Origin of the sequence: Rhodococcus sp. 06-418-5, from assembly GCF_002258285.1 — a bacterium.
Classification (GTDB): domain Bacteria; phylum Actinomycetota; class Actinomycetes; order Mycobacteriales; family Mycobacteriaceae; genus Rhodococcoides.
The window spans coordinates 79,131-101,891 of sequence record NZ_NOYE01000029.1; the positions used below are offsets into that span (position 1 = coordinate 79,131).

A 22,761-nucleotide genomic window follows, 5' to 3' on the forward strand; every position below is an offset into this window, starting at 1 on the left:
GGTGGGGACTCTCCTAGGGGAGAACTTAAGGCGCACAGAGGTGGATGAACAGAGTCCGGAAGGTTGGTCAAGTCCAACCCTGAATGGGGTTGACAAGGAGCGAAAGTCGTGGACTAGAACCTCGACAGAGCCCGGGGTCAAGTGAAGTCTGGAATTCGTCACATCTCAAGTGGGTACCCCCAGGTTTCACGATGCGTCAGCCAGTGGGTCAGGGGCCGGACGTAGCGCGCTCAGCGCGCCCGTCAGAGGGCAGCGGCCGGTGACGACAACGAGCCCTCGAAAGGTCAACGCAGGGTGAGCTATGACGTCGTCGGGTGAAAGATCGGGCATCAGGTTCAGTGCCCGGGCAAGTACCATCGCCGACCATGGGTTGGGGCTGTGGTCGGCTCGGCAGTCGTCGCTGGTCCACACCGTGGCGGCGGCGACGTCGGTACGCACGATCCGGCTGCGGGCAGCGGTAGCGCGGAGTGCGTGGAGTACTTCCTCTGGTGTCTGATGACCGTCGGTTGTGGCTATGTCGAAAACGGTCACATCACGGTCTAGTCCAGGACGAACGAGGAAACCAGTAACAATATTCATTCCTGCATCGCACCGAATGAGTAACTGTTATAGCTAGTTGGTGTTGACCCACTTGACAGCCTGCGCGATATACGTTGGCGGACGTGCGTCCGTCCGGGCCGTTCGATTAGTTCAGCACGTACCGTCTGAAATGTAGCAAGTGGACGGTTGTGACCGGATCGTACCGCCCCTGTTGCCGAAACCGGACAGAGAACGGTTTCGGCAACAGCTGATCAGTTCGTATGCCGACGTACGGTCCGGGTACGAACTGCTCCTTCGACGTTATTGAATGCTCGTATTACCTGTGGATCGGCGAATGGTATGAGCTGGGTGAACAACACTCCTGCTGACGATCTATCGTTGTCGGTGTCGGCCCAGTAGTAGGTGTTCGCGCCCCCGGCCCATGCCATGGTTCCGACTGGGCGGCCTGCGGGTGTGACTTGCTCGTTTCGCATGCCGAGCAACGACCACGATGTGTTGATTCCTGGGATCAGGTCGATGTCGTGCGACGTTGCGTAATCAGCGGATTCGATGGTCCCGAAAGATGCTGAGTGGCTTCGTTGTGCGTCGACGAGGGTATCCGGCTGTAGGTACTGCACACCGTTCCAGGCTCCGCCGGCACTGAGCATGCGAAGGAACGTCAGGTAGTCCTGGGGTGTTCCGTACAGCCCGCCGCCGCCTGAGTGGAATTCTGGATCGGTGGGCAGCTCGAATGGTGTGGGTACCAGGCCGTGAGGTGTTTTCGTGTGTACATCCGCCAAGCGAGTGCGATCGGTGATTCCGAACGTTGTGTCGCGCATACCCAATGGGGAGAAGATCGTCTCGTGGAGGTGGGTTGCCAGGTCGTGTCCGGTCAGGCGGGTGATGGCAAGTCCCACCCATTCCAGGCCGGTGCCGTACATGGCGTTGGTGCCTGGGTGGTAGACGAGCGGGGCGTCGACGATCGAGGCGAGTTTGAGTTCGAGGCTCGATGGCACCTTCTTGTCGTGAAGATAGCGCGCGAGATCGGCGTGTAGGAACGAGTAGCCGGTTCCGGCTGTGTGCGAGAGCAGCATTCGTAGTGTGATGGGTCCTCGTGCGCGGACGAGCCGGGGCTGATCCTCGTCGTATCCCTCGAGGACGTACGCCGCGGCGAGTTCGGGCAACAGATCGGTAGTGGGAGTGTCGAGTTCGATGAGACCGCGCTCGACGAGTTGCAGTGCGGCGACGGCGACGATCGGTTTGGTCATCGATGCCAGCCAAGCGATGGTGTCGTCGGTCCATGGGTTTGTGCCATCACGTGTTCCCGCTCCGCCGGAGTACGTGATGCCATCGCGGTCGGCTGTCATGACGTAGAGGCCGGTGACCACTCGGTCGTGCACCGCTGTGGTCAGGATCGTGGAGATGGTGTTGCGCAGGGCTGATTGCCCTGATGGTTCTGGTGTCATGACCAGGTCATGGGGAGTTCGTCCACCCCATAGATGCCGATGGCGTGTTCTCGGAACTTGATGTCTTGCAGGGGTACAGCACGGTGGAGGGTTGGGATGCGCCGGAGCAGGGTGGGGATGGCGATTTGGAGTTCGAGTCGTGCGAGGGGCATGCCCAGGCATTGGTGCGGGCCGTATCCGAAGGTCAGATGTCGGTGCACTGGCCGGCGTAGGTCGAGGCGATCCGGGTCGGTGATCGCTGATGCGTCGCGGTTGGCGAGGTCGCCGGCGATGATGAGGCCGTCGCCGGCGGGGATGGTGATCCCGTTGATGTCGATGTCTTCTGTTGCGACTCGGCGTCGTCCGCCTTGGGGGACGGCGGTGTAGCGGAGGAGTTCTTCGATGGCTCCGGCGATTTCGTCGTGTGTGCGCATCGACAGGAGGGTGTCGCGCTGTTCGGGGTTTTCTGTCAGGGCCAGCGCACTGAGGGAAATGGTGTTGGAAGTGGTGTCGAATCCTCCGAGGAGCATCAGCATCCCGGTCATGGCTGCGTCGTGTTGGGAGATGTCACCGGTGGCGACGTGTTCGTGGGCGAGTTCGGAGAGCATGTCATCGCCGGGGTCTGTGCGTTTGACGGTCAGTAGCTGGTAGATGTAGTCGATCAGGCCTTGGCGGGCGGTTTCGGCGTCCTCTGCGGTGGCGTGGGGATCGATCAGGGATTTGGCGCTCGTTGTGAAGAACTGGTGGTCCGCGTAGGGCACGCCCAGCAGATGGCAGATCACGGTGCACGGCGCGGGTAGCGCGAAAGCTTCGAGGAGGTCGACAGGTCGCGGCCCGGCAAGCATTCGGTCGATGAGGTCGTTGACGAGATCTTCGATCGGAGTGCGCATCGCCTCGATGCGTTTGGCGGAGAACGGTTTGGCCACGAAGTGGCGTTGACGGGTGTGCTCGGGGGCGTCCATGGTCAGAAATCCCAAGCGGTGCATGAATTTACTGGGGGTGGAGTGGGGATAGTTGGGGTGCTCGGGTACGGCGCTGAGGCGTGGGTCGCGCAGCAGTGTCCGTGCTTCGTCGTACCCGCTGATCAGCCAGGGGGTGCTGCCGTCCCAGATCTGCGCGCGTGTGATCGGTGAGTCATTCTGTACTGCACGCAGTTCCGGTGACGGGTCGAAGGGGCACTTGGGGTTTCGGGGGGCGGGGTAGGTGGGCAGGGTGTCTGTGCGCTTCGCGTCGTGCGGTGCGTTGTCGGTCGCGTCCCCTTCTGGGCGGTGCGGGGCGCGCATCACTGGTCTCCGAAGCTGTCGAACAGTTCGTTCGCGGTGTCGAATCGCGGGCCTTTTCGCGGCCCTGGGGCAAACTGTGCGGGCATTGTCACGAAACCGTTGATCTGACCGACCGTGGGGTATCGAACGGCGGCATTGTCGACAAGGCGGTAGCCGGGGAGTCGGTCGAGAACTTGGCCGACGACGACCTCGAAGTCGATTTGCGCGATGTGGCGGCCGATGCATCGGTGCAGTCCGAGTCCGAACGCTGCATGTTTGCGTGTGTCACGGTCGAAGTCGATGGTGAGGGGGTCGGGGAAGACCTTTTCGTCGAGGTTGGCTGCTGCCCAGGAGATCAGGACTCGTTCGCCGGGTTCGACGGTGGCTCCGTCGATCTGTGCCTCTTCGGTGGCTGTTCGTCCGACACAGACAACAGGGGTGAAATAGCGCAGGAGCTCTCCGCATGCTTTCGGTAGGTCGTCCGGGTGATCGATCAGTCGTGCTCGATCATCGGTGTTGCGGTCCAGGTACTCGAACGTCGACGAGAGCAGGGCGGTGGTGGTGTCCATACCGCCGGCGATCATGGCGTTGCAGACGGCGATGATGTCTGCGTCGCTGATGTTCTCACCGCCGATCTCCATCTGGGTCAGGAAGCTGATGAGGTCGTTGCGGGGATGGGCACGGCGGAGGGGAATGGTCTTGATTACTTCGCCGATGAGCATCGCGAAGCCGGTTTCGACCGTCTTGTATTCCGGGGTGTCGGATGGGGTGTAGGCCAGGGCATGCACGGCCTCGGCGTAGATGCGCCAGTTGTCCATCGACAGGCCCACGATGTCGAGGGTGAGCAGAGCCGGCACGGCATTGGCGAGATCCATCACGAGGTCGATCTCGCCTGATTCGATGGCTTGGTCGATGCACCACGTCGTGTAGGCCTCGATCCGTGGGCGGAGCCGTTTTGCAGAGGTGGGAGAAAAGTAGGTGTTCAGTGCTTTTCGCCAGTCCAGATACTCGGGTGGGTCCATTTCCAGTGGTAGGGCACGAAACGTCGACGCGGGGATGATCGTTCCTTGCGGTCGCCCTGGCGTGTTGGGTAGCTCGTGGGCCGAGGAGAACACTTCCGGTCGACGTGCGACTGAGGCGACCTGCTCGTAGCCGCTGACCACGTAGAAGCCACCGTAGTGGGAGCTGTGGGCTACCGGGCACTTTTGGGTCATGGCGGTGTTGACTGCCCACGGGTCTGCTGAGTATTCGGGTGAGTGGTGGTCGAAGTCGATGTTTGGGACGGTGCTGTTCGGCATGACGGGGGCTCCTAGGGGCGTGTGGCGGCCGAGACCGGTTGTGGGAGAAGTTGAAAGCCGGGGTAACCGTCTGCGGTTACTTGCTCGCAGCGGGCGGCGTAATCGGGGAACCCGATGAGGGGCATGAAGACCCTTTTCTTGCCGGGGATGTTCGCCCCGAGGTACCACGAGCCACACGAGGAGAGGAGAGTTCCGGCGGCGACGTCGGTGACGTGTCGACCCCAGTCGTGTTCGGCCTGTGGTGTGGCTTCGATGCTGTGGATGTGATGGTCGGTGAGGTGTTGCAGACAGGTTCTGATCCAGGTTGCGTGTTGATGAATTGCCACCAGCACGTTGGCCAGGACGGACGGGCTACCGGGGCCGGTCATGGTGAACAGGTTGGGAAAGCCGGAGGTGGCCAGGCCCAGGTAGCTGCGGGGGCCCTCCGACCACGCCTGGCGCAGCGTTCGACCGCCGCGGCCGCGGATGTCTATGCGTGTGAGAGCGCCGGTGATGGCGTCGTAGCCGGTGGCGAACACGAGGATGTCCAAGTCGTGCGAACTGTGTGTCGTCCGTAAGGCGGTCGGTGTGATCTCGGTGATCGGGTGGGATGCAATGTCGACGAGGTCGACATTGGGACGGTTGAACGTTTCGTAGTAGCCGTCGCCGAGGCAGATTCGTTTGCATCCCATGACGTGGCGAGGGGTGAGGGTTGCAGAGACTGCAGGATCGGCCACGGTCGAGCGGATCTTGGTGCGGACGAAGTCGGCGACGACCTCGTTTGCCGCAGGGTCGACGAGGAGATCTCCGAAGGAGCGTAGGAGCAGCGGCCCACCCCTGTTCCACAGGTGCTCGAACTGTGCTTCACGCTCTGTCTTCGAGAAATGGAACACCGAGTTCGGGTTGGTAGGAAACCGGGACAATCCGGCTGTGGGAACTGTGTTGTTGCGTGCACGAAATCCCGCGTAGTCGGCCTTGATTGCGGCTTGGAGCTGAGGGTCGAGCGGTTCGTCGCCTGCGGGCAAGGTGTAAGCAGGGGTGCGTTGAAAGACGGTGAGCTGACGAGCGTCTCGGGCGATCAGGGGGATGGCTTGTACCCCAGACGAACCGGTCCCGATCACACCGACTCGTTTGCCTCCGAGTGCCACGTGATGGTGGGGCCACCGTCCGGTGTGCAGGATGTCGCCTGCGAATGAGTCCAGGCCGGGGATCTCGGGCACGTTGGGTTCGGACAGGCAACCTGTCGCGGTGATGACGTACCGGGCGATGATTTCGTGTCCGGTATCGGTCCGGACGGTCCAGGAGGCGGTGGCGTCGGAGTAGACCATTTGTTGTACGCGCGTGTGGAACTCGATGTCGCGTTCGAGGTCGAAGCGATCCATCACGTGCTCGATGTAGCGCATGATTTCAGCTTGGTCGGCGTATCGCCGTGTCCATTCCCAATCTTGTTGCAGCTCATCGGAGAATTGATACGAGTACTCCAGGCTCTCCACATCGCAGCGCGCACCGGGATATCGGTTCCAATACCAGGTGCCGCCGGCATCACCTCCTGCCTCGTACACGCGGACGGTCAGGCCGATCGTGCGTACTTCGTGCAACATCTGCAGTCCTGCGAGCCCCGCACCCACGATCAGAACATCGACATGCTCGTCCATGTCATCGCTCCGTGCTCGTGTTCACGGTCTGCTGATATGGCATCTCCGATGACGGCGCGCGTTCGCTGCGAACTGCCGCGACGCTCGCCGCAGCAATCCAGACAATGACAGCGAACACACTGGCATAGGTGATGAAACCTCCCGCCTTGATGGGGCTCTCGGGTGCCAGGAGCGGAACGCAGCCCAAAATCTGCACCACGACGACGATCGCCGAGAGTGGTTTGAGAAATCCGGGCCATCCTGCGGCGGCGGTGGTGCACAGGGCTGCGGACACGACGATGACAGCGGCCGGGACGGCACTGAACATGAAGCCCAGTACGTAGGCATCGGAAAATGCGTGCAGTAGTGCGTGGGAGTCCGGGTCGGCGGCCCAGCCCGAGAAGATTTGGAACAGACCGAGATAGACCGTGGCGAACCCCACCCACGCCGTGCCGGCCGCCATCATCAGCATCGGCAGCGGACTGTGCGGTACTTCCCGCCGAAACCGCACGTACAGATAGCACAGGAACCACAGGGCGGCCATCAACGCGATGCCTGCGACGAACTGGTAGATGTATCCGCTGGTGGTGTGGGTGGCGTAGAAAGTCACCACCTCGTCCTCCGGTGAGCCGAAAGGCGGGATCGGTGCCAACACGAAGATCGTCGACGCCAACACCAGCAGGCTGATGATCCCACTTGCGGCGTGCACGATGTGGGGGCGGGTGCGATCGGTGTCGCGTTGGGATTGTGGAGTGTCCATTACTGCACCGCCTCGAGGTTGAGTTGTGCTGCGATGTGCAGGGCGAGCGCCGCGGGGCTGGAGTCTTGGCGCATCTGTTTGGGTGTGACCCGAATGTCGAATTCCCGGTTGATCCGGGTGCTGAGTTCGAGCGCCATCAGAGAGTCGAGGCCGTGGTCGCCCAGAGATCGGTCCGGGTCGAGTGCAGCAGCGTCGACGCGCAGAATCTCCGCGGCGTGTGCGGTGAGGATGCTCTCCAAAAATCGTTGCTGCGCTGGGGGTTCGAGATTCTGCAGTTCTGCCAACGAGGTAGATGCGGTCAGGTCGATCCCGCGTTCTGCGCCTCGATCGGCAGGGATGGCCGCGAAGAACGACGAGGTGCGAAGTTTGTCTGCGAGCATCGACTGCCACCCGGGGTCGAGGATCGGGAGGTAACCCGCGCGCGGCCGGTCGTAGCGTAGGAGCGCATCGCACGCGTGGAGGCCCTCGTCGGGGTCGATCATGGCGTTCCCGCGGTCGGCGAACATCGTGCCGCGCCCGTACTCGGCCCACGCTCCCCAGTTGACACTCAGAGCTGGCAAGCCGTGGTCCCGCCGCCACATCGTGAGGCCGTCGAGCAGTGCGTTCGCCGAGGCATAGCATGCCTGACCCGCGAAACCCACGAGTGCCGAGGCCGAGGAGAATCCGAACCACCAGTCGAGTTCACTGTGCGCACACGCCTCGTGCATCTTCAACGCGCCGTGCACCTTCGGTGCCCACACGCGCTCCATCAACGCATCGTCGACCGTGGTGATCGCGGCGTCGTCGACAACTGCTGCTGCATGAATGACCCCTCGCAGCGGCAGTCCGGTGGCGGTGGCAGCACGGACCAGGTCCGTGGCCGTGTCCCCGATCGCGATGTCTCCGCGAACGATCTCGATATCGGTTCCACCCGAACGCAACTCGTCGATGAGTGCCATCGCCTCGACCGAGGGCGCGGATCGGCCGTTCAAGACGACCCGTCCGGCACCGTGTTCGGCGAACCACCGCGCAAGGATGAGGCCGAGACCGCCCAAACCGCCGGTGACCACGTAGGAGCCGTCGGCGCGGATCACCGGTACGTCGTCGGGGCGGATCGCTGCGTGCCCCTCACCGTCCTGTGGAACGGTCAGAACGAGCTTGCCGATGTGATCTCCCGCAGCCAGGGTGCGGAACGCGGTGCTGGCATCGCTGAGCGGATAGGTGGTGTGCGGGGTCGGGGTGAGAGCGCCCGAGGCGAGCAGTTCGTGTACTTCGCGGAGGACATCGCCGAGTTCGTCGTAGGGCAGAACGCCCAAGTCGACACTGTGCAGAGAGATGTTGCGACGGAACGGGAACAGCCCGATCTTGGAGTCGGCGTAGATGTCCTTCTTGCCGAGCTCGACGAATCGGCCGCCGATGCGCAGCAGGTCCAAACCAGCTCGTTGCGCGGCGCCGGTGAGCGAGTTGAGTACAACGTCGACGCCCTCGCCGCCGGTGACGTCTCGGATCTGCTCGGCGAACGCGGTCGATCGAGAATTGAAGACACGTTCGATGCCCATGTCGCGCAGGTACTGCCGCTTGGCGGCGGTACCTGCGGTGGCATAGATGGTTGCGCCGAGGTGTCGAGCAACCGCGATCGCTGCGAGCCCCACTCCGCCGGTCGCCGAGTGGATCAATACCCGCTCACCGGGACGAATCCTGCTCAGCCGATGAAGCCCGTACCACGCAGTGGCGAACACGCTGGGCCGCGCAGCTGCAGCAGCGAACGTGACGTCGTCGGGAAGTCGGTTGACTTTGCATGCGGGGACCACTGCGAAAGACTCGAAGACGCCTGGATGCATTGCGGCCACGCGATCGCCGGGTCGGAATGTGGTGACCGATGATCCGGTGGAGACAACTGTTCCGGCGCAGTCGAATCCGAAGGGCATCGGTGCGCCGTCGACGGTCTTGTACAGACCCATCGCGTTGAGGACGTCGGCGTAGTTCACGCCGAGTGCCTCGACTGCGATCTCGATCTCGTCGGCCGCGGGCGGACGGGCGGTGGTTGCGACCAGTTCGAGGCTGCCGAGGTCGCCGGCGTGTTGGGGAGCGAGCGCGTAGCGATCACGCCCGAAACGAATGGGGCGGTGTCGGCGCTCGTTATCGCGCAGCGGGGCCACTTTCAGCCGCGCCAGGAAGAGTTCGCCGTCGCGTAATGCGATCTCGTCTGCGTCGTCGTCGGCGAGGAGGATCTGGGCCACCAGTGTGGGCTCGGCAGGGGATGACACATCGAGGTGACGGATACCGAGCTCGGGGTGTTCGTGACCGATCACTCGGCACAGGCCGCGTACCGCAGTCTGCTCGAGGTTGCGGCCGTCGCCGGAGCCGACCCTCTGAGCATCATGGGTCACCACCCACAATCGCGGCCGGTGTGTGTCGGTACGTTCGACGAGGACGCGAACGAGCTCGATGAGCTGTCGGATGCGGTCTTGGGCGCGCTGCGCAGTGTCGTGGTCTGCGGTGTTGGTCGGTGGGGCGCAGAGCACCACCACCTGATGCGGAGGATGCGCCGCTAGGTCGGCGTCGAGTGCGTCGGAGTCGGTGTGAAAGGCGCGAATATCGATGTCGTTGCCCAGCGCGGCTGCGAGGTCGACGGTCAGTGGGTCAGTGGTGCTTGCTTCGGTGAGGACGAGCCATCGCCCGGCCTGTGTTTGGGGCGCGGGGAGGTCGGCGCGTTCCCACTCGACGGTGAGGAGTCGTTCGGCCAGTCGCCGGTCTGCGGTGGCCAGCCGCACGCCGGTGGCTTCGGCGACGACGGTGCCGTCCTCGTCGAGCAGTGTTATGCCGCCGATCGCGAGCTGTTCGTCGAGATGGTGCAGTTGAGCAAGGCAGTAGCGAGCGTGGTGGGGGTTGCGGTGTACCCGCAGCGAACCAACTCCGGTGGGGAAGGCGTCGCGGATGAGGGCCGGGTGAGACGCCAAGGTCTGAAGGCAGCCATCCATCAGAACGGGGTGTAGGGAGTACGCGTCGACTTGGCTTCGCGCGGTGGCGGGAAGCGACACTTCAGCGAAGACGGTCTGCGCTGTACCGGTGTCGTCGGACAGGTGCAGCGCGGTCATCGCTGCGAACGCGGCTCCGTGGTGTACGCCAGCCCCGTGGAACTTGGCGTAGGCGTCTTTGGTGTCCAGAGGCGTCGGATGGGAGGCCAACAACTCGGCAACGTCGAGACGCTCGGGTTCGACGGGTGGCCTGATTCGGAGTGTGCCGCTGGCAAGGAGGGTCGATGCATCGCCGTCGTGGCGGGTCAGTGACTCGAACCGAACCGATTCGTGTCCCTCGGGCCGGGTGCGAGAGGACACCACAGTGTTCTCGTGGAGGTGAAGCATCTCGTGGATGACGAGATCGGTTATCTCGACGCTGCCCAGGTCGGCTGCGAAGACCGACTGTGCGGCGACAAGCCCCATCTCGCAGTAGCTCGCACCGGGCAGTGCTGGCTGATCATGGACCTGATGATCGTCGAGGTACTGCAGATCGCGGCCACTCATGGTGGCCTGCCATCGGTGCTCGTCATCGGCGTCTATCGGTGTCATGTGGACGCCGAGCAGCGGATGAGCGTCGACGCTGGCTCCGGGCTTTTTCACGTGCAGGGCCAGGACGCCGAGATCTTCTCCTGCCCAGGTGGGAAGTGGAACGTCGACCAGCTGACCAGAGGGGTATACGCGCTCCCAGTCGACGGTGACGCCGCTGCAGTGCAGGTCCGACAACTGGGGGAGCAGGCCCAGTGACTGGTCTCCGTCGCGGCGCAGCGTTCCGATAGCGGTGGCATCTCGACCGATCGATGTCGCGGTCTCGGTGATGGCGTAGGTCAGGAGTGGATGTGGTGAGAGCTCGACGAAAATTCGGTGCCCGTCCAGCACCGCGGCAGTCACGGCATCTGCGAAACGCACCGGCCGCCTGAGGTTGTCGACCCAGTACCCGGCATCGAAGGCCGCGGGTTTTCTCGGATCTTCGAGCACAGTGCTGTAGACCGGAATCTTCGCGGCGTCGGGGGCGAGGCATTCGAGCTGTAGCGCGACATCGTCGAGAATCGAGTCCACGTGCGGTGAGTGGGATGCATAGTCGACGGCAATGGTTCGCGCATGAAGATCGCGCGCGTCCCACTCGGTGACCAATTGCTTGACCCGGGCGGGGTCTCCCGCAACCACGGTGGAAGTGGGGGACACGATGACCGCGACGGTGACGTCGTCGATTCCGGCGGCCTCGAGCTCAGCGGCGACCTGCAGGTGGGGTAGCTCGATTGTGGCCATCGCGCCGCCGCCGGCGATCCGGGTGACCAATTGGGAACGCCGGCAGATCACCTTGACGCCGTCGTCGAGGGTGAGCGCGCCGGCGACAACGGAAGCCGCGGCTTCGCCGAGCGAGTGGCCGATGACCGCGGCTGGCTCCACGCCACGTGAGCGCCACGCCGCCGCGAGAGCAACTTGCACGGCGAAGATGGTCGGCTGGATCTTCTCGATCCCGGTCACGGTCTCGTCGGCCACGAGTTCACCACGTACCGAAAACCCTGCTTCGCGCGCGATGAGCGGCTCGAGTTCATCGATCATGGCTGCGAACGCCGGTTCGGTGGAGAGCAGTTCGCGCCCCATTCCCGCCCATTGAGACCCTTGCCCGGAGAACACCCACACCGGTGCGCCGCCGTGGCTGCCGATGGCAGCACTGACCACACCCGTCGCGGGTTGCAAGGCTGCAATGCTGCGCAGTTGGTCGGTCAGTTCCTCATGTGAGGCCGCAAGTGCGACAAGACGTTCGGTGCGATGTTCGCGGTGGCGTGCGAGCGTGGTGCCGATGTCGGTGAGCGAAGCGTGAGCGCCGGGGCCCGTCAACCACTGCGCCACGCGGCCGGCTGTCTGTGCCAGGGCCTGGGGTGTGCTGGCCGAGAGCAAGATCGGCTGGGCTGTCGTACTGTCTGCGGGTTCGTCTGCGCTGGGTGCCGTCGCTGCAGCTTCTCCGACAACGACGTGAACGTTGGTTCCGCTGAACCCGTATGACGAGACTGCGGCCAGCCGAGGTGATCCCGGGTTGTCCCATTCTGTCAGCTCGGTCGGAACGTACAAGCGGGTGTCTTCGGAGGATATGTCGGGATTCCATGACGTGAAGTGCAGATTTCCTGGAATCTGCTTGTTGCGCAACGACATCACGGTCTTGATCAGCCCTGCGAGACCCGATACCGACTCGGTGTGCCCGATATTGGTCTTCACCGACCCGAGAGCGCATGGTGTGTCGCCGTTTCCGTAGACGGCAGACAAGGCTTGGAATTCGACCGGATCGCCCGTGGGGGTTCCCGGGCCGTGCGCTTCGACGAACTCGACATCTGACGGGTCTACGCCCGCCACACGGAGTGCACTGCGCTGCACGGCTTCTTGAGCTGAGGCGGATGGGACGACGATGTTGTCGGATCGGCCATCGGAGTTCGCCGCCGACCCACGTATGACCGCCAGGACACGGTCACCGTCGCGCTCGGCGTCGTCGAGGCGTTTGAGGGCGATCACCGCGCACCCTTCGCTGCGTACGAATCCGTCTGCCGCAGCGTCGAATGCCGCGCATCGTCCGTTGGGTGAGAGCATCGACCACTGCGAAAACAGCACGCCGACCTCGGGACCGAGCTGCAGCATGGCCGCGCCGGCCAGGACGAGATCGGTTTCTCCAGAACGCAGGCTCTGGCATCCCAGGTGCACCGACAGCAGCCCCGATGAGCATGCGGTGTCCACCGCAACCGAGGGGCCGTGAAGCCCGAGGAGGTAGGACACGCGACCTGCTCCCACAGAATGGGCATTGCCGGTCATGACGTACGGGTTGTCGACCAACGAATCGTCGAAGGTGCGCAATAGATAGTCGTGGTGGGCGAGACCGAAAAAGACACCGGTCTGCGAGTCTTTGAGTGAGCCCGGAGCGATGCCTGCGTGTTCGAGTGCTTCCCAGGACATTTGGGTCAGTAGACGGTGCTGCGGGTCCATCGCTTCGGCTTCGTATTCGGTGATGCCGAAGGCCGTGGTATCGAAGCCACCGATGTTGTCGAGAAAGCCGCCCCATCGAGAGACGGTGCGACCGAGGACGCCGGGCTGCGCGTCGTAGACGTCGTCGGCGGCCCAGCGTTCGGGCGGGACCTCGCTCACGGCATCGCCGCCACTGGCCAGAAGATTCCACAGTGCGTCGGGGGAATCGACACCGCCGGGGAACCGGCAGCCGATTCCGACAATGGCGATGGGGTCTACGGTGGCTGCGTGTCGGTCGGGGCTGTTGGTAGCGTGCTGCACGGTGAGATCAGACATGGTTGAGCTCGCTTCTGTCCGAGGTGACGGGGGTGACGATCATGGGGAGGCTGTTCGGGCGTGGCATCGCCGCCGCGACGCGGCGCACGGTGTGGCGGGGAGCCGGAATCAGTCGCCACCGTCCGAGGATCGTTGCCAGTGCAATGACCGCTTTGGCCTGGGCGTAGGACTCGCCTATGCACCGGCGATTGCCCTCGCCGAACGGGAGGAAGGCGGTGCGGTCGGGTAGCTGGTCGCGGTCGACGAGCCACCGCTCCGGACGAAAGGAATCCGGGTCGGTGAAGGCGGATCCGTCGCGGTGCAGGTCGATCTGGCTGAACATGATGTCCGCGCCTGCGGGGAGCTCGACCCCGTCGATGACGACATCGGTCTCGGCGCGGCGGAAGAGCATCAGCAGTGAATATCGACGAAGCACTTCGTTCACCACGGCGCGGGTGTAGGTGAGGTCGTCGATGTCGGTGAACTCGGCCGGCCGGCCGTCGAGCACTGTGCGCAACTCGGTACGGAGTGTGCGTTCGACGTCCGGGTGTTGGGCAATCTCATGGAATGCCCACGTCAGCGTCGCTGCGGTTGTTTCCGTGCCCGCCATCATGATCGACACCAGTTCGTCTCGGATGAGGTCTTCGCTCATCGCCTCGCCGGTGTCGGGATCTCGGGCAGCGCGAAGGTGGGAGAGCAGATCTGCGCCGTCTCCGCTCTGGTCGGTGCGCACGACGTGATCGACTGCTCCGCGCAGGCGGTCGGCTGCGCCCATGAATCGCCTGTCGAATCCCGACGCCTTGCACAACCAGGACGGCAGGACTGTGCGGGCGACCATGCCGTAGGTGAAGATCGGTAACGATCGAATAATCTCTTGCACAACGTCTTTGGGTAGGCTTCCGGTGAACATCGATCGCGCGATGGTGGTCAGCGTGAGCTCTACCATTGCTTTTTGCACGATGACTCGCTGTCCGGGAACCCAGGATTCGGCGAGGGCATGGGATTCGGCGGTCATGATCTTGGCGTACGAGGCAATCATCTGCTTGTGGAACAGGGGCTGGATCAAGCGACGCTGCCGCCGGTGTAGCGCGCGGTCAGAGGCCAGTAAACCGTTGCCGCTCAATGGATGTACGGCTTCCCACACCATTCCTTTGCCGAACGAGCGGGCGTCTTTCACGAGGACGTGGTGGGCCAGCCGTGCGGTGGTGAAGAAGTAGATCGGACGCTTGCCGATGAAAATCTGAACCATGTCGCTTTGCGCGCGCAGGTCGGCGAAGAAGTCGAAGGGGTTGCGCATCAGCGGAAATATGTGGCCGAGCATGGGCCACTTACCGGGTGCGACCGGTACCGCTCGGGTGGGCGGGCCGTCGTGCGTTTGCTCAGTTCCGGTGTACGGGCATTGCGATCCAGGCTGCATCGATGAGTCGCTACTGCTCAAGGTGTGTCTCCGACCAAATCAGGCCTGAAGCCGAGTACCAGCTCCAGGGCGTGGATGTCGAGCGATTCGGGAAGCGAGGCTGTGTGATCAATGGCACTGTACAAGTTACTCCGGCTAAGTGTAAGTAGTTAGTCATTACTAATTTGTAAAAGTTAGGATCGGTGGCATGGACCAACAGCGGAAAATGAGCGGCGCGGACCGGAGACAGCAGGTTCTGCAGATGGCCGCAGACGAATTCGCAAACGGTGGACTACACGGAGCATCGACAGAGTCGATCGCCCGGCGGGCCGGAATCACCCAGGCCTACATCTTCCGAATATTCGGCACCAAGAAAGCACTGTTCCTCGAGGTCATGACCGCGTCGTTCGAACGGCTCACCGAGGGCATGCGCGAAGCCGCCGGCGACGCGACCGGGCAGGACGCACTGGCCCTGATGGGTGCCCGATACAACGACATGCTGACCGATCGCAGCGCGCTGCTGCTCCAGCTACAGGGGTTCGCCGCGTGCGGCGACCCCGAAGTCCGCGACGCGGTCCGGAACAGTTTCGGGCGCATGTGGAAGACCGTCGCCGACATCACCGGGCTCGACGCCGTCACCATCAAGGCCTTCCTGGCCTTCGGGATGCTCCTGAACAATGCCGCTGCCCTGCAGGTATCCGAATTGGAGGAGCCATGGTCCGAAGGCGTGCGAACACGCATTCAGTCCGGTCTGTTCGATCACATCACCAGCGAGACCAACCGATGAGCGCCGACGCGGTCACTCACGAGTCCCAACCGCCGAAGCTGCTGGTTCCATCGTTGGTGTTCATAGCGCTCGTGGTCGCCGCGGTAGGAAGCCTCGGGGCACCACTGATCACCAGTGTCGCCACCACACTGCACGTATCACTTGCCAGCGCCCAGTGGACTCTGACCATCACGTTGCTGGCCGGAGCCATCGCGACCCCTGTCCTCGGACGACTCGGTGCAGGCCCCCACAGACGAGCAACCATCCTCGCGACCCTCGCCGTCGTGGTGACCGGCAGTGTCCTCACCGTGATCCCACTGCCGTTCGCATGGCTGCTCGTCGGACGCACCGCACAGGGAGTCGGTCTCGGCCTGACCGCCCTCATGATGGGCGTCGCCCGCGATCACCTCCCCAAAGAAAAATCGGCCTCCACCATCGCCTTGGTCTCCGTCGCGTCGACCATCGGCATCGGCATCGGTTATCCACTGGCCGGCCTTCTCGTCGAGGTCGGCGGCCTTCGAGCTGCATACGGACTCGGGGTGGTCGTGACCGTGATCGCGTTCCTGGCTGCCTATCGCAGCATCCCGGCCTCACCCGCTGGCCGGTCGGCTCACGTGGACCTGCCCGGCGCAGCACTGCTGGCCGCAGCGCTGTTTCTGGTGCTGTTTCTCGCCAGCGAGACCAGCCTGTGGGAAAGTCACCTCACCGGTGCCCTGGTACTCGCAGTGATGGCAATCGTGCTCCTCGCCGGATGGACACTGATCGAACGTCGCACCAGAGAACCCCTGGTCGACATTCGATTGCTACGGCACCCGGCAGTCGCGGGAGCGAACGTCGCAATGTTCATCGGCGGCATCGGCATGTACCTCTTGCTCACCCTGATCACTCGCTACGCACAAACCCCCAGCAGCACTGGATACGGATTCGGCCTGACCACTTTCGTCGCCGGACTCGTCCTCGTGCCATTTTCCGCGCTCGGATTCGTCGCGGGCAAAGTGACACCGCGGGCACGTGAACGCATCGGTGCCCCTTTGGTTCTCGCGGCCAGCGCGGTGATTGTTCTCATATCGTTCGTGATCTTTGCGACGGCACGCACGAACATCGTCGAGCTATTGGTTGCAATGGCCATCCTGGGCTTCGGCGTGGGTAGCTTCTCCTCGGCGATGCCCGGCGTCATCCTCGCTGTCACCCCTAAAGACGAGACATCGAGTGCAATGAGCGTCAACCAAGTCGTTCGCAGCGTCGGATTCTCCCTCGGCAGCGCTACCGGCGGACTCATGCTCGCGGCCGGCACGACCGGTGAGTTCCCCAACGACGGCGCGTATACCGTCGCGGCGTGGATCGGAGCCACGGTCATGGCCGTCACTGCTATCACATGCATTGTCCTGCATCGGAGGTCGCCGCAACGCGCATCGTGAACACGGACACCCACCCGGCCCGCCCAGAGAAGGAAACTGGGCGAGCCGGGTGGCTGCGCGTACGGGTTTCAAGACTAAGTCGAGAGGTTGCGACTGGTGCGCAGGAAACCTGTCATGTACTCGATCAACGTCCAACCCCCGGACTCGTCATATGAGTTGCTGCTGGACAGATGTCCGAGCGGATACGACTCGACCGCAATCGGTGCGATCTCAGCGGGTCGAATCGACCCCACGCCGAATAGGGCCATCCGCCTGCGTCGAACGTCCTGACGAACCCGGTAGAGGGTGCCGTCGACACCGACTGCGTGCGGATCGCGCATCTGCATGAACGACCAACCGATGACCGATGACTCGAAGATCTGGCGACCGTTCCAGCACGTCCGATTCAAGAAATCAGCATCGATATAGGGGCCTAGGGCCGGCACCGGGCGAGGCGAAACCCCGTACTCCTGTGCCAATCTCACGAACTCAGTGACAGCCAGCCAGCCCTCGGCTTCTTCTCGAGACTCCCGCTCGCGAACCATCTTCAAGCGGGCCCGCTCGGCGTCATCGAGACCATGGATATTGTCCTCTATGCCCACGCGCTTCACCGATCCTTATGCATGAGCTCGACGGCGTTCTCCTGCAGTGAGTCCGCTATCGACCTCAGTTTTGGAGTTGGCCTGATCCAGTGACTGGATGAGTGTCATGATCGAGAGAGTACCTCGTGGATACGAGTCGAAGTGTATGTCGCACGTGCTGTCGATGTTCATATCTGTGTGGCTGCTGGGAAATCGGCCCCGAACTCGTCGATAACGGCAGGACCGACAGGTCTGCGAGCGACAAGGGGACGCAGCAATTGTTGAATGGTGGCCGTGATCGGCCAGTGCTCGACTGGTAGCGAGTCGAGCAGTAGGGTCACGGCGGTTTCTGTGTCTGGGTCGTCCATGACGGCGGATAGCCCGTTGAGGATTATGGGCGTAGTTCGGTCGATCAAAATGGTCAGTGTTCCGAACTCGTGGTCCACGAACGTTTCTACAGTGGAAAAAGAGACGAGGAATGTGTCGAATTTTTGGTACTGAGCGTCGTTGAGCCCGAATCGATCTTGGGTCTCCAGCTCCGCGGTCAAGATATCATAGATCGCTATTCCGTTTAGGGGTGGTCCATCAGCTCGGTGCGCCGCGCGTTTATCCGAGACGGGGGTGGCCCACTTAGTGACCGCTTGCATCGTTTGGGGTGGTAATTCGTTGTTTCTAAGGATGAAGTCAGCTTTGTGAAAAGTCTGTTTGCTATTCCGAAGTGCTCTGAGGAGAAAGTAGGCATTGATCTGTCGGATGCCCCGTCCGCGAAGTGCGGCAGTCAGTTCGGTGAACACAGGAGTCAGGTCATCGCTGTTGCACGCGTGTGACAGTGCTATTGCAAGACCATTGAAGTCCTGTCCGGGGTAGCTGTCGAGGCAACTTATCGCTGCGCTTATGTAGGCCCTTCGGGAACTGGGTGCTCTGGAAGCGAAGCCGTCATCGAGGACGTTGCAGGCCAGCATAGGGGCTGTTGGGACCGTCTCGTGGAGGCCGCCACTTCGGCGATCGCAGGCGGTGACTAGCTGCACCAGATCATTTTGTAGATGTTCGCGTTCTTTGAAGATTCGGCCGGCGGCCAAAAGCCATGTGTTTCGCCAATGGGGGTGGTGGGCGGTGAGTTGAAGCAGGGCGAGGACTTTCGTGTCTTGTCCCATCGTCAGCGCGTTTGCTCCCATCAGTTCTTGCATACTGCGAACTTCGAATCCTACTCGGTCGTCAGTAGGGACGAGTAGAACCAGTCGGTGCGTGGCAGCCCTGACCAGTCTGCTCGCTATAGAGCTCACGTCTCGGGGACCGAACTCCTGGGTGATGAGTCGGGTCCGCACTATCTCGTCGAGTCTCGACGCAGGCATTGTTGCTTCCGAGCGGCTGCTGCTTTCGGCGGCCACGTGCAGTTCGAGCGCGACTTGGCAGTGCAAATGGAAGACATCGGGTCGATGTTCGTTGAGCAGTGCGGACAGGCCATGGACCCCAGGCTTGTCAATTTCCCGTTGATAGACGGTTCGGTAATACAGCTCGAAGAGGCTGTAGCGGTCGAGCGGTAGGGTCCCGAAGCTTTCGACAATGAACGACATGATCGTCACTTGCAGTGGGGTTTCCATCAGCCGTGCTGTGTTCGGGTCTTTGGCCGCGGTTCGTAGCCTGCGTAGGACGGTGTCGCGTCTTTCGGCGTCGTCAGCCAGCCTCAACCGAACGAGGTCGGTTCCGAATCGTTGCGATTGCGTGGAATTGAGGCGACTCAACGTGAGCTCGGTGAACAAGTCGCTATCGAAGCGTTCGTCGTAGCCCAAAGGCCGAGTTGTGGAGACCAGCAGTAGGTCTGCGTCGAGCTGGTCCGCAGCTTCCATGAAATCGGTGATCCGTTCGATCAGGAGTCGACGCATGGAAGCTGCGCTCACCTCGTCGAGACCGTCGAGTACGACGATCCACGGCCATATGCGTAACCACCCTTCAAGATCGCCGGGACTGAGAGTGCGACCGGCGCGGTTGCCGATGACTTTTGAGAGGTATCCGAGGACACTCAAATCCGGGACCGACGACAGTTCGTCTGCGTACAGTGCGAGGTCGATGCGGATGGGCCAACGGAGGTTTCGTGGCTTTGTGATTCCTGAGCGTTCCATCGCGCTCTGCGTGGCCGAGGTGATTGTGGCAACTTCGGGTGTCATGTCACCGCGGGACAGAAGGCCGCTGCGGTAGATCTGTGCGATCAGTGCGCTGAGTGTTGTTTTGCCCTGTCCGGGTCCGCCGATGATGACCCAGTGCGGTCGTCGTACGCGGTCTTGGAGGCCGCTGCGGAGGACTTGATCGGCGTGCTCGATGATGTGCGCAATTGTCTGCACATCGTGGGGGTGTCCGTCCGGACTCTCGTAGCGTCCTGGCAGGTCGCGTCCCGCTTCTTCTAGCTTTGCTCGTTGGCCTGCTGTTGCTCCAGATTCCGAGAATCGAACCCAGTGCTCGTTTCGGAGGCATTGTGCCGCATGAAGTCTCATAGCGGGTCCGAGATCGGAAGAACTGCTTCCTGGTGCAGTGTTGGCACCGATACAGGCGAGAACATCCCCGATCGTTAGAAGGGCAGGGAATGCATAGCGGACACTCGGGTGCCCGTCGATTAGCGCGGTGATCTGCGCATGGTGCCAGATGCGGATGGCGCGAATCCCGAGGCCGTGAATGGGGTCCTTGTCATCGTGGAGCCTGCCGAGCAGGTAGTTGTTCAGTTGATCGATGCCACCGGAGACTCCATTGCTCGACAATCTGACATTTGAGGCGAACACCATGTAGTCAGGTGGACGCATACGCGACCCTTTGTCCATGGCTTCGACCCACCGGAGCAATTCGGCGTCAATTTGCTTCTTGAACCAGACGAGGTTCGATGCCGGGTCACCCTGGTCGTAGTGGAACTTTGCTTGGAATACGGTGTACCCGGTCCAGTGTTCGTGCACGTGATCGTCTGTGCCGGCGGACCAGTCAATCGTGCCGGCGTAGGTCGCTTCGCGGCCTCCGTCGGGGCCGTCGCCGAAGGCTTCTATCCCGGCCCCGATTGCTCGGACGCACAGCGCAACGACGAGCTGCTCGAAGGGCCGGCTTCCCAGCTGATTGATGTCGTAGTCCGGCACAGGATCAATCATGCCCTCTATGGCTTGTCCGGCCCTGTGTATTTGAGTGGAGGCGCACCCAAGGCAGAATCTGGTGCAGCCCGACGAAAACGGGCGTGCGAAGCGATCGGGCGGCCCCCGGCCTGTCCTTTACCGACCGACAGAATGTCGATCCCTGGCGGTTCAACAGCTGGCCGGGCGGGTGCAGACCGCGCGAGTTGGCCATTAAGGGAGCCATTCTGGAGCTCCGAAGCGATGAATGAATTCCAGGTCCAGCTGCTGCAGATGGGGTGCTTGTTGGAGGCCGATGACGCGGGTGGCTGCAAGCCAACAGCTGTCCGGGTCCGATCGCTTGAGAATCAGATCTTGATGCCACTGGCCATTGCGTGCGGTGAAAAAGATCCTCCAGTACGCCGAGTCCGGGAGGCTGATATTCACGTTGTAGTACTCGGCCGGCGCGACGAGGTTCCCCCAGTCGAGGCGGTGTAGATCGGTGCCGGGACTGACATTCATGTCGACGATTCTCAGCGATAGGTCGTAGAGGGGATACTGACCGTCCTTGAGAACTGCGGCGTGTTGAGCGGTGCCTGCCTTCATGTCATAGGTAGAAAGCATGAAACGGGCGGTGGTGTCGCCGCCGGTCTGGTTGCCGTTAACTCGATCGTCTGAGTTCTCGTCTTCGAGATAGAACTGGCGGCGTACAGGGCCCATGCGGGGCATGTCAAGGATCGCTACGCACCGTTCGAGGTGGTAGAGCTCGACATCGCAAGACGCAAGGTTGGAAAGTTTGGTTCGCTCTCCGACCGTCAGAGCTTGGTTGGTTACAAAGACAATGCCGTTGGCACCGTTGGTGGCCACGCCGGCAACGTCTCCCAGAAATTTCTTCTTGACTGCGCTGAAAGTTTTTCTGGTGTTCGGAAAATAGGCCGCCATGACCCATTTCTTGCCGTCGCGGTGGGCTATTGCGTCGTGGGCATTGTCGGGACCGCCCATCGGCTGAGAGGGGTCGAGGTTTTTGAAGTCGTCTGCGAGAAGGATCTGGGCAGCGAGGCGCTCCGACAGTTGTCCGTGCGTCCAGTCGCGGAGTCGGTGCAGCGTTTCATCGGGCCTTTTCGGTGCCATGTCAGTCGATCTCCTGTAGGGAAAGTTGAGCAGTCCTATTCTGTCAGGCTCGGTAAAATCGCCTGCGCACTCGGTCCCCGGCACCGAGTGCGTCGGGGACAATTGCGGCTGCTGCCGGGTTGCGTCCTGCTGATAGTTGTGATCCCAAACGCTCTGTTTATCAACATGTTTCGATGACTCTTACGTCTTCCAGTGCAAGTGTTTCGATGGTAGATTCAGAGGCGTTCTGTTGATCGGCGGACTGACCATCCGTCACCCGAATTGAGAGGCTGAAATCTGCCATGACATCGATCGTCGATTCAGTGTTACCAGTTGCGTCCGTGCTCGAGGTGGCCTTCGACAATGGGTCTCTAGGGGGTGCCGACTGGTCGAACCGGGCCGTCGTGCTCGAGGCCTTGCCAAAGCCCCTGGTTGCGGGATACCCCGCAGAGGGGACCTATGTGCAGATAAGTGATGGACGCGGCGGTATCGCCGCGTCAGGATGGTTCTCGGTCGATGAGCGCAATGCCACCGAGACCCATGCAAGCGTTGCTGTCGTGTGGCGTGAGCCGTTGATGGCCGTGGAGCACACCTACAAGAGCTGGACGGGGTTGGTGCGTCCACGTGACATCTCACCGGTCACTGTGTCACCTGGGGTCGCTCCCGCATGGTTCGGTGAGTACGTGCGGCCGATCCACGAACGGGCCGCCGTCGAACGGACCTTGCAGGCCGTACGCGAGAGCGCCAATACCGAGCGTGCGAACCATCACGAGTGGATCAGGCGGCTGAATGAGTCTGCATGCGAATGGGCGGACGAGAACAGTCTGTGCAGCGAGTTCGAGAGGTTCTGCGAACAGTGGGGGTTCGAAGGCCGAGAACGTGATTTCGATGTAGAAGTGGATGTCACAGTTTCATTAACAATGACGCGATCGGCGCGTAGCCAAGAAGATGCGGACGAGTCCGTAGATCTGGACGATGTACGGCAGCATCTACGGGACAATTTCTCGTATCTCGATGTGAATTTCACTGTGGGGGAGTAGTAGCCGTACCACAGTGGGGTGCGCGCAGCGTGCCCCACTGCGGTAGCGGTTGATCGGCCGGGGCGCGCAGCGGTCCGAAGGTTGTACCGATACGAAAGATATTGTCAGACAATCAAGATAGGTGATTCGTTGGCCGTTGGCGCGCAGCGCCCGGCAAGGAAAGTCCGCACTAGGCCGCCTTGGCGGCCGGCTTCTGGCGGTGGGCGCGCAGCGCTCACCGGAGCT

At 62.1% G+C, this 22,761-nt stretch carries 14 protein-coding genes; 3 read left to right on the forward strand and 11 right to left on the reverse strand.

All coding sequences use genetic code 11. The annotated features are described in order from the left end of the window. Nucleotides 1–186 precede the first annotated feature (186 nt). From CH274_RS28950 to CH274_RS21240, 8 genes are all read right to left on the reverse strand, one after another. Nucleotides 187–531, reverse strand: coding sequence for a hypothetical protein (locus tag CH274_RS28950; RefSeq protein WP_032364846.1), 345 nt, complete (start codon nt 529–531; stop codon nt 187–189). 260 nt (nt 532–791) lie between these two features. Continuing rightward, nucleotides 792–1,985, reverse strand: a complete 1,194-nt coding sequence (locus CH274_RS21210) for a serine hydrolase domain-containing protein (protein ID WP_052049303.1) — start codon at nt 1,983–1,985, stop codon at nt 792–794. After that, complete coding sequence (locus CH274_RS21215) at nt 1,982–3,247, reverse strand: cytochrome P450 (RefSeq protein WP_080733000.1); 1,266 nt, start codon at nt 3,245–3,247, stop codon at nt 1,982–1,984. Before CH274_RS21215 ends, CH274_RS21210 begins: the two co-directional genes overlap by 4 nt. Further along, nucleotides 3,247–4,524, reverse strand: coding sequence for a cytochrome P450 (locus CH274_RS21220; RefSeq protein ID WP_032364847.1), 1,278 nt, complete (start codon nt 4,522–4,524; stop codon nt 3,247–3,249). Before CH274_RS21220 ends, CH274_RS21215 begins: the two co-directional genes overlap by 1 nt. Before the next feature lie 11 nt (nt 4,525–4,535). Then, entirely contained in the window at nt 4,536–6,158 is a 1,623-nt protein-coding gene (locus CH274_RS21225; protein WP_032364848.1) for a flavin-containing monooxygenase, read from the reverse strand. 1 nt (nt 6,159) lies between these two features. After that, nucleotides 6,160–6,897: a hypothetical protein gene (locus CH274_RS21230; protein ID WP_052049304.1), complete on the reverse strand. Its 738-nt coding sequence runs from the start codon at nt 6,895–6,897 to the stop codon at nt 6,160–6,162. Continuing rightward, nucleotides 6,897–13,184, reverse strand: coding sequence for a type I polyketide synthase (locus CH274_RS21235; protein ID WP_052049305.1), 6,288 nt, complete (start codon nt 13,182–13,184; stop codon nt 6,897–6,899). Before CH274_RS21235 ends, CH274_RS21230 begins: the two co-directional genes overlap by 1 nt. Next, complete coding sequence (locus CH274_RS21240; protein WP_230596631.1) at nt 13,177–14,580, reverse strand: cytochrome P450; 1,404 nt, start codon at nt 14,578–14,580, stop codon at nt 13,177–13,179. Before CH274_RS21240 ends, CH274_RS21235 begins: the two co-directional genes overlap by 8 nt. A gap of 187 nt (nt 14,581–14,767) precedes the next feature. Between CH274_RS21240 and CH274_RS21245 the strand changes: the two genes are divergently transcribed. Both CH274_RS21245 and CH274_RS21250 read left to right on the forward strand, forming a co-directional pair. Then, nucleotides 14,768–15,346: a TetR/AcrR family transcriptional regulator gene (locus CH274_RS21245; RefSeq protein WP_230591897.1), complete on the forward strand. Its 579-nt coding sequence runs from the start codon at nt 14,768–14,770 to the stop codon at nt 15,344–15,346. Further along, nucleotides 15,343–16,743, forward strand: a complete 1,401-nt coding sequence (locus tag CH274_RS21250) for an MFS transporter (protein ID WP_032364850.1) — start codon at nt 15,343–15,345, stop codon at nt 16,741–16,743. Before CH274_RS21245 ends, CH274_RS21250 begins: the two co-directional genes overlap by 4 nt. 74 nt (nt 16,744–16,817) lie before the next feature. On the opposite strand, the gene CH274_RS21255 is transcribed toward CH274_RS21250, so the two are convergent. The 3 genes from CH274_RS21255 to CH274_RS21265 all read right to left on the reverse strand — a co-directional run bounded on the left by CH274_RS21255 (nt 16,818) and on the right by CH274_RS21265 (nt 21,517). Further along, nucleotides 16,818–17,333 carry a hypothetical protein gene (locus CH274_RS21255; RefSeq protein ID WP_141215918.1) on the reverse strand — a complete coding sequence of 172 codons (516 nt, stop codon included), beginning with the start codon at nt 17,331–17,333 and terminating at the stop codon, nt 16,818–16,820. A gap of 158 nt (nt 17,334–17,491) precedes the next feature. Beyond that, entirely contained in the window at nt 17,492–20,428 is a 2,937-nt protein-coding gene (locus tag CH274_RS21260; RefSeq protein ID WP_032394243.1) for an NACHT domain-containing protein, read from the reverse strand. 192 nt (nt 20,429–20,620) lie between these two features. Next, nucleotides 20,621–21,517: a hypothetical protein gene (locus CH274_RS21265; RefSeq protein ID WP_032364853.1), complete on the reverse strand. Its 897-nt coding sequence runs from the start codon at nt 21,515–21,517 to the stop codon at nt 20,621–20,623. Nucleotides 21,518–21,798: 281 nt separating this feature from the next. On the opposite strand from CH274_RS21265, the gene CH274_RS21270 reads away from it, so the two are divergent. Continuing rightward, on the forward strand, nt 21,799–22,536 hold the full coding sequence (locus CH274_RS21270) for a hypothetical protein (protein ID WP_141214626.1): 738 nt from the start codon (nt 21,799–21,801) through the stop codon (nt 22,534–22,536). The last annotated feature ends 225 nt before the right edge of the window (nt 22,537–22,761 follow it).

Coding starts and splice junctions, on each gene's coding strand:
- CH274_RS21225 (WP_032364848.1), bottom strand. CDS start 6,158: ATGGACGAGCATGTCGATGTTCTGATCGTGGGTGCGGGGCTCGCAGGA.
- CH274_RS21250 (WP_032364850.1), top strand. CDS start 15,343: ATGAGCGCCGACGCGGTCACTCACGAGTCCCAACCGCCGAAGCTGCTG.
- CH274_RS21260 (WP_032394243.1), bottom strand. CDS start 20,428: ATGATTGATCCTGTGCCGGACTACGACATCAATCAGCTGGGAAGCCGG.
- CH274_RS21220 (WP_032364847.1), bottom strand. CDS start 4,524: ATGCCGAACAGCACCGTCCCAAACATCGACTTCGACCACCACTCACCC.
- CH274_RS21210 (WP_052049303.1), bottom strand. CDS start 1,985: ATGACACCAGAACCATCAGGGCAATCAGCCCTGCGCAACACCATCTCC.
- CH274_RS21235 (WP_052049305.1), bottom strand. CDS start 13,184: ATGTCTGATCTCACCGTGCAGCACGCTACCAACAGCCCCGACCGACAC.
- CH274_RS21265 (WP_032364853.1), bottom strand. CDS start 21,517: ATGGCACCGAAAAGGCCCGATGAAACGCTGCACCGACTCCGCGACTGG.
- CH274_RS21270 (WP_141214626.1), top strand. CDS start 21,799: ATGACATCGATCGTCGATTCAGTGTTACCAGTTGCGTCCGTGCTCGAG.
- CH274_RS21240 (WP_230596631.1), bottom strand. CDS start 14,580: ATGCAGCCTGGATCGCAATGCCCGTACACCGGAACTGAGCAAACGCAC.
- CH274_RS21245 (WP_230591897.1), top strand. CDS start 14,768: ATGGACCAACAGCGGAAAATGAGCGGCGCGGACCGGAGACAGCAGGTT.
- CH274_RS21215 (WP_080733000.1), bottom strand. CDS start 3,247: ATGCGCGCCCCGCACCGCCCAGAAGGGGACGCGACCGACAACGCACCG.
- CH274_RS21230 (WP_052049304.1), bottom strand. CDS start 6,897: ATGGACACTCCACAATCCCAACGCGACACCGATCGCACCCGCCCCCAC.